The 14,461-nt window shown below is 63.6% G+C and carries 13 protein-coding genes and 1 tRNA gene; 5 read left to right on the plus strand and 9 right to left on the minus strand.

The annotated features are described in order from the left end of the window. From K410_RS0118845 to K410_RS0118855, 3 genes are all read left to right on the plus strand, one after another. Positions 1-1,857, plus strand: a 1,857-nt coding sequence (locus K410_RS0118845) for a hypothetical protein (RefSeq protein WP_028136322.1), incomplete at its 5' end; no start/stop codon positions are given. Beyond that, a complete protein-coding gene (locus K410_RS0118850; RefSeq protein ID WP_028136323.1) occupies positions 1,854-2,108 on the plus strand; it encodes a hypothetical protein in 255 nt (84 codons plus the stop codon). The genes K410_RS0118845 and K410_RS0118850, both read left to right, overlap by 4 nt. Continuing rightward, the gene (locus K410_RS0118855) at positions 2,101-3,309 is read left to right on the plus strand and encodes a hypothetical protein (protein ID WP_028136324.1); all 1,209 of its coding nucleotides are present in this window, start codon (positions 2,101-2,103) and stop codon (positions 3,307-3,309) included. Before K410_RS0118850 ends, K410_RS0118855 begins: the two co-directional genes overlap by 8 nt. A 39-nt stretch (positions 3,310-3,348) precedes the next feature. Here K410_RS0118855 and K410_RS39640 read toward each other — a convergent pair whose 3' ends face one another. Both K410_RS39640 and K410_RS39645 read right to left on the minus strand, forming a co-directional pair. Next, positions 3,349-4,020, minus strand: a complete 672-nt coding sequence (locus K410_RS39640; RefSeq protein ID WP_155253491.1) for a hypothetical protein — start codon at positions 4,018-4,020, stop codon at positions 3,349-3,351. A gap of 121 nt (positions 4,021-4,141) precedes the next feature. Continuing rightward, positions 4,142-4,393: a hypothetical protein gene (locus tag K410_RS39645; protein ID WP_155253492.1), complete on the minus strand. Its 252-nt coding sequence runs from the start codon at positions 4,391-4,393 to the stop codon at positions 4,142-4,144. Between the two features lie 311 nt (positions 4,394-4,704). Between K410_RS39645 and K410_RS0118865 the strand changes: the two genes are divergently transcribed. Beyond that, entirely contained in the window at positions 4,705-5,259 is a 555-nt protein-coding gene (locus K410_RS0118865; protein WP_028136325.1) for a hypothetical protein, read from the plus strand. Positions 5,260-5,361: 102 nt separating this feature from the next. On the opposite strand, the gene K410_RS0118870 is transcribed toward K410_RS0118865, so the two are convergent. The 4 genes from K410_RS0118870 to K410_RS0118885 all read right to left on the minus strand — a co-directional run bounded on the left by K410_RS0118870 (position 5,362) and on the right by K410_RS0118885 (position 9,795). Beyond that, positions 5,362-5,754, minus strand: coding sequence for a hypothetical protein (locus K410_RS0118870; protein ID WP_028136326.1), 393 nt, complete (start codon positions 5,752-5,754; stop codon positions 5,362-5,364). 67 nt (positions 5,755-5,821) lie between these two features. Next, positions 5,822-5,897, minus strand: a tRNA-Lys gene (locus K410_RS0118875). Between the two features lie 433 nt (positions 5,898-6,330). Continuing rightward, a complete protein-coding gene (locus K410_RS0118880) occupies positions 6,331-8,991 on the minus strand; it encodes a glycosyltransferase (protein WP_028136327.1) in 2,661 nt (886 codons plus the stop codon). 213 nt (positions 8,992-9,204) lie between these two features. Then, the gene (locus K410_RS0118885) at positions 9,205-9,795 is read right to left on the minus strand and encodes a hypothetical protein (RefSeq protein ID WP_028136328.1); all 591 of its coding nucleotides are present in this window, start codon (positions 9,793-9,795) and stop codon (positions 9,205-9,207) included. Between the two features lie 342 nt (positions 9,796-10,137). On the opposite strand from K410_RS0118885, the gene K410_RS0118890 reads away from it, so the two are divergent. Beyond that, the gene (locus K410_RS0118890; protein ID WP_028136329.1) at positions 10,138-11,697 is read left to right on the plus strand and encodes a glycoside hydrolase family 17 protein; all 1,560 of its coding nucleotides are present in this window, start codon (positions 10,138-10,140) and stop codon (positions 11,695-11,697) included. Here the strand turns inward: K410_RS0118890 and K410_RS0118895 are convergent. The 3 genes from K410_RS0118895 to K410_RS0118905 all read right to left on the minus strand — a co-directional run bounded on the left by K410_RS0118895 (position 11,657) and on the right by K410_RS0118905 (position 14,328). Further along, the gene (locus K410_RS0118895) at positions 11,657-12,037 is read right to left on the minus strand and encodes a hypothetical protein (protein WP_028136330.1); all 381 of its coding nucleotides are present in this window, start codon (positions 12,035-12,037) and stop codon (positions 11,657-11,659) included. The genes K410_RS0118890 and K410_RS0118895 overlap by 41 nt on opposite strands. Positions 12,038-12,368: 331 nt before the next feature. After that, on the minus strand, positions 12,369-12,809 hold the full coding sequence (locus K410_RS0118900) for an MgtC/SapB family protein (protein ID WP_028136331.1): 441 nt from the start codon (positions 12,807-12,809) through the stop codon (positions 12,369-12,371). Between the two features lie 127 nt (positions 12,810-12,936). Further along, the gene (locus tag K410_RS0118905; protein WP_028136332.1) at positions 12,937-14,328 is read right to left on the minus strand and encodes a hypothetical protein; all 1,392 of its coding nucleotides are present in this window, start codon (positions 14,326-14,328) and stop codon (positions 12,937-12,939) included. Positions 14,329-14,461 lie beyond the last annotated feature (133 nt).

Consider the following 14,461-nt stretch of genomic DNA (forward strand, 5'->3'; position numbering starts at 1 on the left):
TTCATCGAAGGATTCTATAACCGGACAAGGCTCCATTCCGCACTCGGATATGGGGACAACCTTGCCAGAGAGCAGGCCGAGACCGCGCGGTTTCAGGCGGCGCATCCGATTGCGGCGCCGGCCGTGGAGGCGGTGGGCAATATCACAACGCCGCTCGGGGTGATTGGCGCGGCGGCAAGGGGAGCGACCCTGGGAGCCAAGACGCTATATGCATCGGGCGCTGGCGCCGTGTTGGGTGGATTGCAGGGCGCGGCCGGCTCCAAGGATTGGACGAACATTCCCCAGACGGCCATGGATGCCGGCATTGGCGGCGGCACGGGCTTTGTTGTGGGCGGCATGATGCCTGGAGCCGGCCGCATCATTGGCGCCGGCTACAACCGCGTCGCAGATGCCTTGACAGGCCAAGCGGTGGGCATGTCCAGAGGGGCTTCCCGGCACCTTGTGCCCGCCATGGCGGCCGACACGCCGGCTGCCGTGCAGGCGCGGCTCGCCGAGCTGGGACCGGATGCCATGCTGGTTGACGCGGGCCCGTCTTTCCTGGGCAAGGGGCAGGGCGCATCGCTCAACAGCGACGAAGGACGGACGATCTTGCAGGGCCGTCTTGGCGTGCGGGATCAGGCGACCAATCAGCGCATCATGGGCGACGTAAACCGCGCGCTTGGCCCGGCTGAAGATCCGCAGACGGTTCGGAATGCCATCGTCGCGCATCGGTCGGAAGTGGATGCGCGCAACTACCCCGCGGCGTTCCGCGACGCTCCTCCGGTCGATACGGCCAATGTCCTGGTCGAGCTGGGGCCCATGATCCAAGGCTCGCCGGCTGGCAGCATGGAGCGGCGCGCGCTGGAAAACCTCCGCGGCATGCTGATGACCGAGCGGCCGGTGCCACGCCTCGACCCGAACACGGGGGTGCATATGTCGGACGCGCAAGGCAACCGGCTCTATGACATGATTCCGGAGCCTCAAAGCGACCCGCAGTTGCTGCACAAGATCAAGGGCGAGATTGACAATGTCGTGGAATACGACGCGCCGGGGCTCGGCATTCCGGCCGCGGCATTGTCCCGGCAGCAAGGTGCGCTGAAACATATCCGCGGCATTCTCAATGAAAGCCTTGAGCAGCAAGTGCCGGGCTACATGGCGGCCAATCGCCAGTCCGCCGGACTTGCGCGGCGTGCGGAGGCGGTTGAGCTGGGCACGCAGTACCTTGGAAGCGGGAAAACTACCGCCTCGCCTGATCGCTTCGTTGACGAGTTCGGCCGGCTCACGCCTGGCGAACAGATCGCATTCGCCAAGGGCAGCCGCGGCGAGATCGAGCGGAAGCTCGGGACGAAGGCGAACGACTTGCAAGCGCTGCGGACCGAGCTGCAAGGCGAGGGCGGGTGGAATACGGCCAAGCTCGCGGCGGTGCACGGCGAGCCGTCTGCGCAGGAGCTGATCAACTCAGTCAATCGCAACCTGAAATTCCGTGACACTCACAACAAGGTCGTGGAGAACAGCCAGACTGCACAGCGGCTTTCCGCGAAGGAAGCCATGAAGCCGTCGCCGTCGAGTGAGACGCCGCTGATCAATCCGAACGCGACGCTGTCGGGCATGTCCGTGACGGCGATCAAGAAGGCGCTCGGGATGGCTTACGGCGCGGTGAAGCCGAGCGAGACGCGGGCGTTTGGGGAGATCGCCGACATTCTCTCGACGCAGGGGCCGGCGCGTGATGCGCGAGTGCAGGCGATCATTGATGCACTGGAGAAGCGCCGTGGTAACGCGGCTATCGCTCCAGCCGCGGGCGATCGGGCGGCGCTGATCGCTGCGATTGCTGCCCACGGCTACGCTCGTACCAATCAAAAGCGAAGGCAAGAGCGATGACGGCAGATCCAACAACGGCACACATCACCATGAAGGACCAGAACTCCATGGACTTGGACAACCCGGACAGCACTTGGCTCACGCCGAACAGGAAGGCGGCCAATATGACGGAGCAGATGACGTATTTGCGCACGAGCGACGCTCCCGAGGGAGGTGATTTGCCCTCATTATCCGAACCGTTCGCAATTGTCGATGAACTCGGGAACCCGATCAGCGCTGGATCTGACGACGAGGGCCTAAACCATGGCTAACAAACGCTTCACCGATCTTCCCGAGGCAACGTCTTCCACGGCTGGAGACGTTCTCGCGATCGACGGCGCGACGACTCGGAAAATCACCATCGAAAATATGCTCGCGGACAACCTTGTCGCGATCAGGGATCTCACGTCCGCGGCCGACAAGGGCATCCAATTTACAGGCAGCGGAACCGCCGCGACCTTTGACCTGACGGCAGCTGGCAAAGCCCTTCTGGACGATGCTGACGCAACAGCGCAGCGGGCTACGCTTGGCCTCGTCATCGGAACGAACGTGCAGGCATACGATGCCGACCTCGCGGCGCTGGCCGCCAACTCGAGCACCGGGCTGTGGTCAGTCACAGGAGCCGGGACGGGGTCGGTTAGGACGCTCACAGCTCCGGCCGCCGGCATCACGGTGACGAACGGGAATGGCGTATCCGGCAATCCAACTCTAGCGCTTGCCAACGATCTGGCCGCCCTGGAGGGCTTGGCCTCAACTGGCATTGCGCGCCGAACTGGATCTGACGCGTGGTCGGTCGGGACAGCGGTAGCGAACTCCGAACTGGCGACTATGGCGGCCTATACCCTCAAGGGCAATGCGACGGGGTCGTCTGCAACTCCGACCGACATTGATATTGCGGCCTTGACCACGAAGGCCAGCCCGACTGCCGCGGATTATATCCCGATTTCCGACCAGGCTGCCTCAGGCGCATTGAAGAAGGTTGCGGTTTCGTCGGTAGCCTCGGCGGGATCGGTGTCATCGATCGCCGGCAACACCGGAGCGTTCACGCTCGGGGTAGGCCTGACCAATGCCGTTAATGATCTCAGAGTGTCGCTTTCAACGGTCGCCAACGCGTTGGCTGCCGATGTTGCGCTCAATAATACCGCAAACTATTTCGATGGTCCGAGCGTGGCACAAGGGTCATCCGGGACATGGCTTGTGTTTGGAACAGTCACGGTGACGGCCACGGCTGCGCAAAGCAACATCAGTTGCAAACTGTGGGACGGCACTACGGTGATTAGTTCGTCAAGGGTGCTTGTGCCTACTGCATCGCTCACTGGCGGATTTCCTGTTCCCTTGTCCGGCATTATCACCGCCCCGGCTGGAAACCTGAGGATTAGTTGCCGAAGCGAGAACTCGACATCCGGTGTGATCCTGTTCAATTCCAGCGGCAACAGTAAGGACTCTACCCTCAGCGCGATCAGAATTGCTTAGGCTTGCGCGGTCACTAGTGATCGCTTGCTGCGGACTGAACTACTTCAATTCGGTTTTCGTGCAGATAACGAGCTGGATGCGAAGATGCGGTGGAAGAGAATAGGGTGTCACGTCGAACTTTATGCCAGCTGCCAGTAAGGCTCTTATCACAATCGATGCTTCCGGTGGCGGCTCCGCTGGGTTGCTGATTCTGACGGCTATACCTGATGGAGGTCGGTCTCCGATGCCGAGTATCGATCCTTCCTCAATGGCCCACGGCCCCGCGGAGCGAAATGCGCTGACAAAATCGCTGGCGAACTGTGGACTATCGCCCCCGGGCTCAGAAGCAATTGCGACGCGCGGCTGAGTGTTTGGAGGTGGGGATAGTCGAGCTATTAATGCCGCTCGTTGCTCCGCTTTAAGTCGGCGCGGTTCAATTGCCGCAATTTTTGGTTCGAGGGCTGCCAGTCTCGCTTCAAGAGCATCGACGCGAGCTTTGGCCTGATCCGGCGTCGCGCCATTCAACTTGTCCTTGTAATCGTCTCTTTGGCCCTTCAGTAAAGCGATCTCTGCATCTCGGTTGCTAATTATGCTTCCGTAGCGCCAATCCATCAGCCACCAAATGGCGCAGAACAGCCCAAATACGACGGCAGCAAAAATCGGAAGGTTGGCCCGTATCATCGGCCAACCGGCGAACAGATTACCGAGCCATCCTGGTAACGATTCCCCCATTGCGATATCTAGCCACAAATTCGCTCAAGGCGCGAGTGTTGGCCTCAGTGTGCCCAGCAATAAATAGCCCAGCCCGCCAGCAGCACGGCGGCAAGCACAAACTCGATTCGGCGGGGAAGGGTCATTGGCCGACATCCTTCAGGCGCGGGCAAAAATAGTTGTCTTGCCCCGTTGCAAAGTCAAAAATTTTGCCCTTGGTCTCAGTCCCGGTGCTGCTGAAATAATGGCAAGTTACGATGATGGGCTTCACACCGACGAAATTCACATTGGCCATTTGAGTTGTCGAGCGACCGTAGAGAATCGACTTTCCAGAAAAGTGAAAAGCAAGCCAGACGATGAGTGCCAGTCCTAGAAGAGAGGCTATTTTAGACATCGGCCCGCATATTCCTGACTAAGAATCATCTGGCCTTCCCCTTAAGACCCAGCTCTATCAGCCGGCGGATCGCTTCAGGTCTTCCCGGAAGGTCCTCTTGGGCCCGACGCCAATCGTCAATAAGCCTTGCCATATCTGGCTGGATTCGGACGCCAACGAGGTCGCCCGTTGCAGGCGCGCGCTTCTTTGGTGTTTTCGTGTTAACACAAGTTGATTTAGCCATGTCATCATGATAACATGAAAACGAGCCGAGGGGAAGTTGCAGCTTCCGCCCCGGCTCTAACCCCAACGACGAAGGACTGGGAAATCCCATGATTGAGGCTGACCGCGTGCATAGCACGCCACGACTTTCTGCGTCTTCGATTCCACTACTGGAGGACGGCCTTGCCGTTCAGCAACGGGAGCGGCGAGCAGCCCTACGGAAGTTGGCCGCGCTCAGGAAAGAGGCGACGACCGAGATTTCCCGGCTGATTGCCTTCCTGGACGCCTCCGACCCGTACGTGATGAGTGAGCGGGAGGAAGAGTGCGAAGACGAGGGAGCCCAATGCGAGGGCGGGGGCGGCGAGGAAGGCTGCGAAGACGAGGGAGGGGACAGGAGCGATTACGAGCCATCGCTCGGCAGCATTGAGCGCCATCCCAGCGTCTACGGGCCTGATGGACGCAACTGGACCGGCGATCAGATTGCGTGGGCAGCCAGCGGCACTAAGGACCTGGAGGACGAGCACGACGGCGCCGAGCCGGGCGAGGACGACGAGCCTTGGCTTGGTTGGACCACCAGCGGCGTCATTGGCACATGCCTTACTGATCGCGAGAAGGACGATTGTGACCGGGAGAGCAACGAGCCGTTGCTTACCGAATGCGTCTGATCAGAGCCCTTTGGGCGCTCCACCGGGCCCGCAAGCTCGCTGAACGGCGCCTACATCGCTCCTAAGCACCAGCCCCGCCGGCCTTCGCTGGCGGGGGTCCCTTCATAGAAGCCGCCACTTGCGTTCGATGCGCGCGATCTCGTCCATAATTGCTTGCCGGGGAAAGGCCGGTCCACCGACATTCACATGGACGACAGTATTCTCAAGCTCTGTGCGAAGATCGGGCCTCAGATGCGGGCGGAGGCTTGAGTAGCTTTCATGATCCATAAAGGCGTACTTGTTCTCGCCGCCGCCGCCGCGCGTTGCGGGGTAAGAGGTGAGCAGCGGGATCAAATCCTTTCGCCATGCATTGACGAGATCGCGGCGTGCTTGAAGCCTCTGCCGCCTCTTCTCAATGCCCCATTGCCCGTAGACGGTGAGGATCCCGCCGGCGCCGCCTAGCAGCGGTGGAATGACGTAACGCGTGAAGATGTCGAGCCAAGTAGCCTCAGCCATCGTGCCCCCTGCGTGCCCCCGCCAAACTTTCTCCGGCCCCGCTCTGCGCTTAAACCATTGAAATCGTTGGTGAGCGCGCTGGGGCTCGAACCCAGGACCCCGTGATTAAAAGTCACGTGCTCTACCGGCTGAGCTACGCGCTCCCATGGCCGCTGATGGCTTTGACGTGGTCGCCATCGTGTTCGGACATTCGAGAAGCATGTCTTGCCGCTACGCGCGATTTGCGTCGCGGGGAAAAACCGGCTGTTTCCGGATCATGCTTTCGGCCCGCGCTGTGTAGGGGGAGTGGCTGCGCAGGTCAATAGTGCGGGTGGTTGCCGGAGAACGCGGCAGGAGCGGGGATTCGTCCGCTGATTCCGCTGCTTAGGCCCGGAATCTCAACCTGTTTGGCGGATCATCGTCCACCGAACTGCGGGAGTTCGCGGGATGAGCGCGGGCCTTCCATGGTGCGAGACGCCCGCTTGGGCGGGCTCCTCACCATGAGGGTCTGATATTTCGCTCCGAGACGCGATCTCACCAGAGGGCCCGCCAGAGGCGGGCGTCTCGAAGGATGGCCGCGGGCGAGCTCTCCGCCCGTCAGTTCGTCTCGCGCCGCACCTCGGTCGGCACGGCCTGCGGCGCGCCCACCGGCGGCAGCGCGACCGGGCGCAGCCCGATCAGCTCGGCGGTGCGGATCGCGCTGTCGCGCCAGAACTGGAACGAGTTGATGCGGCTGAGCTCGAGGACGGCGATGGCGACGGCGGCCAGGAATGGCAGGCTCTGCAGGACGAGGACGCCCGCGAAGATGTAGATCTCGGTGATCTGCTTGAAGCTGTTGGAGGCGACCAGCACGCCGGCGCCGACCAGCAGCAGGGTGCCGATCACGGCTTCCCAGAACGCCTGGAACTCGATCGACATGCGGCTGAGCCCGCCCTTGGAGGTGCGGGCGAAGGCGATGTGCTCGGTGATCAGACCCTGCGCCACCGCGCGCGACACCGTCCATTGCACGCTCATCGCCGCGATCATGGCGCCCAGCATCTGGCCCGGCTTGATGGCGACGCGGGCGCGGTACATCGACAGGAAGTGCACCAGCGAAACGATGAAGGCGCCGATGATCGGCAGCGTCAGGATCTTGTCGGGGATGGCGATATCGGCGAAGGCGACGATCGGCACCCAGACGAGGTTGAGCAGCGCCACGACGACGCCGAGGCTTTCGGCGCCCAGCCAGTTCAGCCAGCCGAGGCCGTATTCGCGCTTCTGGTCCGCGGTCAGCCGGCTCGCGCCGGGCAGGAAGCGGCGCCAGTGCTTCTTGACGATCTGCAGGCCGCCATAGGCCCAGCGGTGCCGCTGCTTCTTGAAGGCCTCGTAGGTGTCGGGCAGGAGGCCCGCGCCGTAGCGGGTGTTGGTGTAGTGCGTGGTCCAGCCGAGCTCCTGGATCGCAAGGCCGAGATCGCTATCCTCGCAGATCGTGTCGCTCGACCAGCCGCCGGCCATGTCCATCGCGGCGCGGCGGATCAGGCACATCGTGCCGTGCACGATGATGGCGTTGGCCTCGTTGCGCTGGACCATGCCGATGTCGAAGAAGCCGGCATATTCGCCGTTCATGATGTAGTGCATGATCGACAGGTCGCCGTCGCGATGCTCCTGCGGCGCCTGCACCAGGCCGACGCGCGGATCGGCGAAGGCGGGGACGAGGTCCTTCAGCCAGTCCGGCTCGACGACATAGTCGGCATCGAGGATGCCGATGATCTCGGCATCCGCCGCGGTGCGGTCCATCGCGATGCGCAGCGCGCCGGCCTTGAAGCCCTGCACCTTCTCGGCGTTGATGAACTTGAAGCGTTCACCGAGCGCGCGGCAATGGTCCTGGATCGGCTGCCAGAACGCGGGGTCCGGCGTGTTGTTGATGATGACCACGCATTCGTAGTTCGGATAGTTCAGCCGCGACAGCGCATCCAGCGTCTGCTTGAGCATGTCGACCGGCTCGAAATAAGCGGGGATGTGGATCGAGACCTTCGGGCAGTAACCTTCGGGAACGTTCTCGATCGGCTTGTCCTTGCTGATCAGCCGCTGCGGCGGCCGGCCGAACGCGACCGCGGCGATCTCGTCGATGCGCGCCATGGCGATGAGGACGAGGGGAACGAGCAGGATCATGCCGAGCGTCAGCGCGAAGGCCGAGCCGAACAGGAAGTAGTGGCTGTTCCAGAACGCGAACACGGTCGCGGCCCAGGCGCCGACGCCGTTGGCGGTCGCCGACAGCAGGAAGGCCTGCTTGGCGGTCGCCTTTTCGATCCGCAGGATCGGCAGCGACAGGAGGATGCCGACCAGCAGTGCGATGCCCATTAGCTTCCAGTAGTCGGGATTCTCCACCGGGCCGGTCCAGGCGAATTTCGGCTCGCGGTTGGCATTGAGGATGCCCCAATAGGGACCGACGCCACCTTCGAAGTATTTCCAGGGCTGATCGATGGCTTCGACAATGTTGTAGTCCATGCCGAGCGCTTCGGCGCGGGTGACGAAATTGCGCAAGGTCAGCGCCTGCTGGAACGGACCTGGGTCTGCGTTGCGCAAATTATAGCCTGCGCTCGGCCAACCGAACTCGGCGATCACGATGCGCTTGCCCGGGAATTGATTGCGCAGAAGGTTGTAGCGATCCACGGCCTGGTCGACGGCCTGATCCGAACGGAAGTTTTCCCAATAAGGCAGCACGTGCGCGGCGATGAAGTCGACGTTGGAGGCGAGGTCCGGAAAATCGCGCCAGATGTTCCAGATCTCGCCCGTCGTCACGGGAACGCGGACCGCGCCCTTGACCTTCTTGATCATCCGGATGAGGTCTTCGACCTTCTGCTCGCCGCGGTAAATCACCTCGTTGCCGACCACGACGCCGACGACGTTGCTGTTCTTGCGGGCGAGTTCGATCGCAGCCTTGATCTCGCGCTCGTTGCGATCCTCGTCCTTGTCGATCCAGGCGCCGACCGTAACCTTGAGGCCGAACTCGGCCGCGATCGGCGGCACCAGCTCGTTGCCTTCCGTCGCGGAGTAGGACCGGATCGCTCGCGTGAGGGTCGAGAGCTTCTTCATGTCCGCGCGAATCTTGTCGGGATCGACGTTGAGGTCGACGACATGGCCCGGTTCGAACGGCGTATAGGACAGGCTCGGCACCAGGCCCTTGAAATCCGGTGCAGGTTCTCTGTCGCGCAGGACTCCCCATAGCCCAGCGTGGAGCACGGACACGAGCAACAGAACGGCGGCGACAACGCGCATCGCGGCTAAACCTGAAGGGGCTGAGGTGGCAGGGAAGCGGATCCGACCCCGAGATCCGACCAAGTCCGCGGCAAAGGAAGCATATCTCCGCCGCGCGGTTTCACAACTGTCATGGCCTCATGTCCTTATGAGGGCATGCCTTTCGGGATGCGCGGCAGTGCCAACCGTCTCTATGGACGATCGTTCCTGAACGCCAGCTGAAACGCCCCTCAGCTATTTCTGGGGCGCGGGCGTCGGGCTTGCCGCAGGCGAGGGGCTGGCGGCCGGCTGCGCCGCCGGCGAATTGCCCGAGGCCGGCGCGGGCTGCGGCGCCGAGGCGGCCGCCTGCTGCGGCTGGGCGGCCGGGTTGATCCAGCAGGCGTGCACACGGCTGTCCAGCGTCTCGGCAACCTTGGGGTCGATCTGGCCGCCGAACCGGGTCAGGCAGCGGAACGCGGCCTGGATGTGGCCGCCGGGGCAGCCGAAACGATCGTAGAGGTCGAGGTGACGGAAGGCGGTATCGAGGTCGTCCCGCCACATCAGCCGCACCACGCGCCGGCCGAGCCAGACGCATTCGGGATTGCCGGCCGGGCCGTTGATGACCTGGGCGGCTTCGGCGAACTCGTCGGTGCGGCGCTGGTTCTGGGCGGCATCCTTGGCGGCGTCGGCAGGCTGGGCGGCGGCCTTGCCTTGATCCGGGGTCGGCGTGCCGCTCTGGGCGGAGGCGCCAGCGAGACCGGCGAGAACGAGGAAGCAGGAGACGGCCAAGGTGGCGGCGAACTGCCGCAGGACCGCATTTCGTGACTCGAACACCCGTTGCCGCATGAATTCCCCAATGTATCCGCTGGCCGTCCGCGTCAGGATCCCGCGGACGCGTCGGTGATGGCGTCCAAATGGGTCTCCATTGCGGCGGAAAAGTCTTTCGGAGTCCATGACCTGTATTTGAAATTTTGTCCAGCAAAGTCACGATGCTAGGGCCCGGTCGAACGGCCACAGCCCAATTCCACGGGGCAGGAGCCGATCCGCCGCGCGTTCGGCACCCAGGCACCCCCCCTTGGCAGACGGCGTGCAAGCAGGTAATCGACGGACCCTTCGCGGAGGACGGAACCGATTTCTCTTCGTACGCCACTGGCGCTTCTGCTCGTTTCACTGGGTGCGATTGCTGCCGTGTGGTGGTGGTTGGCGACGCCGATCACGCTCGCGCGCGCCCCGATCGACCCGGCCGACAAGGTCCAATGCGTCTCCTACGCGCCGTTCCGCGGCGAGCAGACGCCGCTGGAGACGTGGACCCATATCGAAGCCGAGCAGATCGAGCAGGATTTGCGCCAGCTCAAAGAGATCACCGACTGCGTCCGCACCTATTCAATGGAGAACGGGCTCGACCAGGTGCCGGCGATCGCCGCCAGGGTCGGCGGGCTGAAGGTGCTGCAGGGCATCTGGCTCTCCAGCAACCGCACCAAGAACTACGAGCAGGCCGGGCTCGCCATCCGCCTCGCCAAGCAATTCCCGGACATCATCACCACGCTCATCGTCGGCAACGAGGTGCTGCTGCGCGGCGAGATGACGACGGCGGATCTCGTCTCCATCATCCGCCTGGTGAAGACGCAGGTCAGCGTGCCCGTCACCTATGCCGACGTCTGGGAATACTGGCTGAAGAACCGCGAGGTCGCCGACGCCGTCGACTTCGTCACGATCCACATCCTGCCCTATTGGGAGGATTTCCCGGTCAAGGCGAAGTTCGCCGCCGCCCATGTCGAACAGATCCGCGAGCGCATGGTGGTAGCGTTCCCCGGCAAGGAGATCCTGATCGGCGAGACCGGCTGGCCGAGCGAGGGGCGCATGCGCGACGTCGCGCTGCCGTCACGGACCAATCAGGCGCGCGTGGTCTCGGAAATCCTCGGCCTGGCCAAGGCGAACAAGTTCCGCGTCAATCTGATCGAGTCCTACGACCAGCCCTGGAAGCGCAAGCTGGAAGGCACCGTCGGCGGCTATTGGGGCCTGTACGATTCGGCGCACCGGACCCTGAAATATCCGCCGGGAGCACCGATCAGCAATTTCCCGTACTGGAAATGGTACATGGGCGCAGGGATGGGCCTTTCCGTGCTTGTGTTCGCGGTTGCCATCATCACGCTGCGCCGGCGGCCGTGGACGCCGCGCTTCTCGGCCTGGCTCGGCGTCGGCATCTCGGCGACGACGGCGGGGAGCCTGCTCGGGATTGGCGCCGACAAGATGTATTACGAGAGCTACGGCATCGGCGGCTGGCTGCTCTGGGGCGCGCTGCTGCTGGCCGGCATCCTGTCGCCGATCTTCTGCGCCCAGGCGATGGTGATCGGCCGCAGCCTTCCGACCTTCCTCGACCTGCTCGGTCCGCGCGAGGGGCGCAAATGGTCGAAGCTCACCGCCGTCCTCGGCCTGACGCTGGCCGTGACCGCGGTGATCGCGGCCGCGACCGCGCTCGGCTTCGTGTTCGACCCGCGCTACAAGGATTTTCCCTACGCCGCGCTGACGATGGCGGTGGTGCCGTTTGCGCTGCTGATGCTGAACCGGCCGCAGATCGGCCAGCGTCCGATCGCGGAATCGGTGTTCGCCGGCGTGCTGGCGCTGTCGGCCGTCTTCGTGCTCTTCAACGAAGGCCGCGACAATTGGCAGTCGCTGTGGACCTGCACGATGTATCTGCTGTTCGCGCTCACGCTGTGGCGGGCGCGGGCCGAGCAAATCCAAGAATGAACAGGCCGATCGCAAGGCCCGACAACACGACATTGTAGAGCACGATGCCGAGGCCGGCCGCGATGATGCCGACCGTGAGCAGCACGATCGACGGCCGCATCAGGTTCAGCGTCGCAACCACCAGCGCGACGATGCCGAACACCGAATTCTTGAACAGCACGGTCGAAACCGAGCGCGCCTTGCACAGCAACGTCTGAAGCCCGGCGTCGCAGGCGAGAGCGACCTGCGACAGCTCGATCGCGAGGTAGCGCAGGTAAAGCGCATAGCCGACGGACGAAAAGCCGACGATGATCAGGAACTGGACCTGGTAGGGCGAGAGGCGGAAGGGCTTTTTTGTCATGGCCGGCAATATGGTCGGGATGACGCGGGCAGGCAACAGGGCAGGCGAGGTTTCTGTCGATCCGGCCGCTCAAAGCCGCGAGACGCCGTCAAGGCCGACCAGGTATTTTCTGGTTCTGTTCGGCCAGCCGGCGCTCATATCGTGCGGCCAAGTCGAGCAGTCGTTTCCTGATATGGGGATCTGCGCGGTCTGCCAGGTCGCGGATCAACGCGAGTTGCTCTCGCAAGGAATTCGCGTCCGTCATCTCCACTCCGAATCAAATCAGGGAGCGGATCATGCCGTCTTACGCCGACCTCTTCCGTATCATTTGGTATGTTCTCTCGCGGGCTCGCTATTTCAGTCCCAGCCTGCGCTCGACCCAGCCGAGAACGAACAGCACCAGTAAGGTCACTGCGATCGCGGCGCCGACCAGCAGCCAGGCCCCCAGCGCACAGGCAATGCCGAGGCCCGCCGCGATCCAGACGGTTGCCGCCGTCGTAAGGCCGTGCACCGTCTTGGACTTGCTGTCGTGCAGGATGACCCCTGCACCGATGAAGCCCACGCCGCTCAGCACGCCGGTCACGACGCCCTGAATGACCCTGGAGATCGCGTCCGGGTGGTCGCGCATGTTCTGGAACTCGATCACGGAGATCGAGATCAATGCTGAGCCGAGCGCGACCAGAGCGAGGGTCCGCATGCCCACCGGCTTGTCGTTCATGTCGCGATCGATGCCAATCACGAGGCCGGTACCTGCGGCAACGAGCAGCCTCAACACGTCATCAAGTTCGTTCATCGGACTTCGCGAGGTTTGGAAGGTCAGGTGACGCCAATAAGGCGCCGTCAATGAACGCCAACGGGCTGCTCAAGTCCCAGCGTCCGATCGCCGCATGCAAGCTTCTTCCGTCGAGGAAGGGAGCTTCCTATCGCCTGAAGAACGACGACAGCGTCGATGTCGCCGATGCGGCCTCCGGCTTTGCCGGCGCCGGCGGCGCCGCAGGAGCGGGCGCGGGCTCCTCGCGCTTGCTGCGTTTCGAGGTGTAGCCGCGGCGGCGCTGCGGCTTCTCGGGCTTGGCGCTGGGCGCGGTTTCGGCTTGCGGGGCCGCGTCCTGGTTCTTCTCCGCGTTCTTGTCCTGAACCCTGTCTTGAGATTTTTCCTGGACCTTGTCCTGAGGCTTCTCCTGAGGTTTCTCTTGCGCCTTGTCCGAGCCGCGCATCGACAGGCGCTGGCCGTCGAACACGGTGGTCTCGCAGTGACGATTGCTCTCGGCGAGGCTCGCGCAGAATTTGGCGGCGACGGCGGCGTTGACGAGCGGGCCGGCGCCGAGGCGGAGCTGCATGCCGAGCCCGGTCGTGCCTTCCTTGATCATGATGATCGGCCGCAGCGCTGCGATTTCCGGATTGGACTTGGTCACGCCGCGCCAGAGCGCGCGCAGGCCGTCGACCGAATTGGCGCCGCCGAGATCGATCGCGAAACGCGTCTGCTGAACAGCGATCGCGGGGGATTCGCTCTCGGTTGCCTCCGATGGCTTGGCTGCCGCGACGATCTCGGTCGGGGCGGGTGCCGGCTCGGCCTTCTTCTCGGCAGCCTTCTCGTTCGTCTCGGGCTGCATCAATTTCGATGCGGCCGGATCGGGCGGCGCCATGATCGACTTGGACGGGACCAGCGGAATGGTCGGCAACGTCGAATTCATGGAAGGTGATTGCTGCACGAGCGAGGCGGCCGCGGCGGTCTGCGGCGGCGGCTCCTTTGCCGCTTCCTTCGCGGTGTCCTTGACCGCGTCCTTGACCGCATCCTTGGACGTGTCCTTGGCGGCCTCGGTGCGAGGCTTGTCAGGGGCGGACGCAGGCGTCGAAGCAACCGGGGCGACGCTGGGGGCTGCGGGCGCAGCATCCTGCGCCTTGCCGGCCGGCGGCGGCGCCGTGGTCTGCCTGGCGATGGCGCCGGTGACGGAATCGAGCCCTTGCTCCAGCACGGTGACGCGCGAATACAGCCGGTCGCGATCCGTGTTCAGCGTCTCGATGGCGGCCGTGAGCCGGCGGGCCTCGTTCTGGCTCTCCCTGGTGAGCATCTGGAGCCGGTCCGCCTGGCGCGCGAGATCGGCGGAAGCGACCTGGTCGCGGCGCCAGCCGAGCTGAGCCTGATTGGCCAGCACCGCGATGGTGACGGCGCCCACGGCCCCTACGCCCCACGAGCCCAGGCGCCACATCAGGCGGCGATCAAACGCGCTTTCCTCGGCCAAGAGTCCGGAGAACAGTCCGCCGGTCTCCTTGGCGCCGAAGGCATCCGCCAGTGGGTCGGAATCCTTTGCCATGAACGTTGAGTGCCCAGCCCCGAAGCTTCCCCGAATCAATCAGGGAACATTAACAGGAAAAGCGGGCCGCACTTGAATTCCGGGCGTTTGCGGGGGTAGCAAGGCGGCAGCATTCGCGGGCGGCCCGCCTGCC

Source organism: Bradyrhizobium sp. 22 (assembly GCF_000482425.1).
GTDB classification, from domain to species: Bacteria; Pseudomonadota; Alphaproteobacteria; order Rhizobiales; family Xanthobacteraceae; genus Bradyrhizobium; species Bradyrhizobium japonicum_B.

Excerpts from the sequence above, each read along its gene's own strand:
- K410_RS0118850 (WP_028136323.1), top strand. The coding sequence starts at position 1,854 with ATGACGGCAGATCCAACAACGGCACACATCACCATGAAGGACCAGAAC.
- K410_RS0118855 (WP_028136324.1), top strand. The coding sequence starts at position 2,101 with ATGGCTAACAAACGCTTCACCGATCTTCCCGAGGCAACGTCTTCCACG.
- K410_RS39640 (WP_155253491.1), bottom strand. The coding sequence starts at position 4,020 with ATGGGGGAATCGTTACCAGGATGGCTCGGTAATCTGTTCGCCGGTTGG.
- K410_RS39645 (WP_155253492.1), bottom strand. The coding sequence starts at position 4,393 with ATGTCTAAAATAGCCTCTCTTCTAGGACTGGCACTCATCGTCTGGCTT.
- K410_RS0118865 (WP_028136325.1), top strand. The coding sequence starts at position 4,705 with ATGATTGAGGCTGACCGCGTGCATAGCACGCCACGACTTTCTGCGTCT.
- K410_RS0118870 (WP_028136326.1), bottom strand. The coding sequence starts at position 5,754 with ATGGCTGAGGCTACTTGGCTCGACATCTTCACGCGTTACGTCATTCCA.
- K410_RS0118880 (WP_028136327.1), bottom strand. The coding sequence starts at position 8,991 with ATGCGCGTTGTCGCCGCCGTTCTGTTGCTCGTGTCCGTGCTCCACGCT.
- K410_RS0118885 (WP_028136328.1), bottom strand. The coding sequence starts at position 9,795 with ATGCGGCAACGGGTGTTCGAGTCACGAAATGCGGTCCTGCGGCAGTTC.
- K410_RS0118895 (WP_028136330.1), bottom strand. The coding sequence starts at position 12,037 with ATGACAAAAAAGCCCTTCCGCCTCTCGCCCTACCAGGTCCAGTTCCTG.
- K410_RS0118900 (WP_028136331.1), bottom strand. The coding sequence starts at position 12,809 with ATGAACGAACTTGATGACGTGTTGAGGCTGCTCGTTGCCGCAGGTACC.
- K410_RS0118905 (WP_028136332.1), bottom strand. The coding sequence starts at position 14,328 with ATGGCAAAGGATTCCGACCCACTGGCGGATGCCTTCGGCGCCAAGGAG.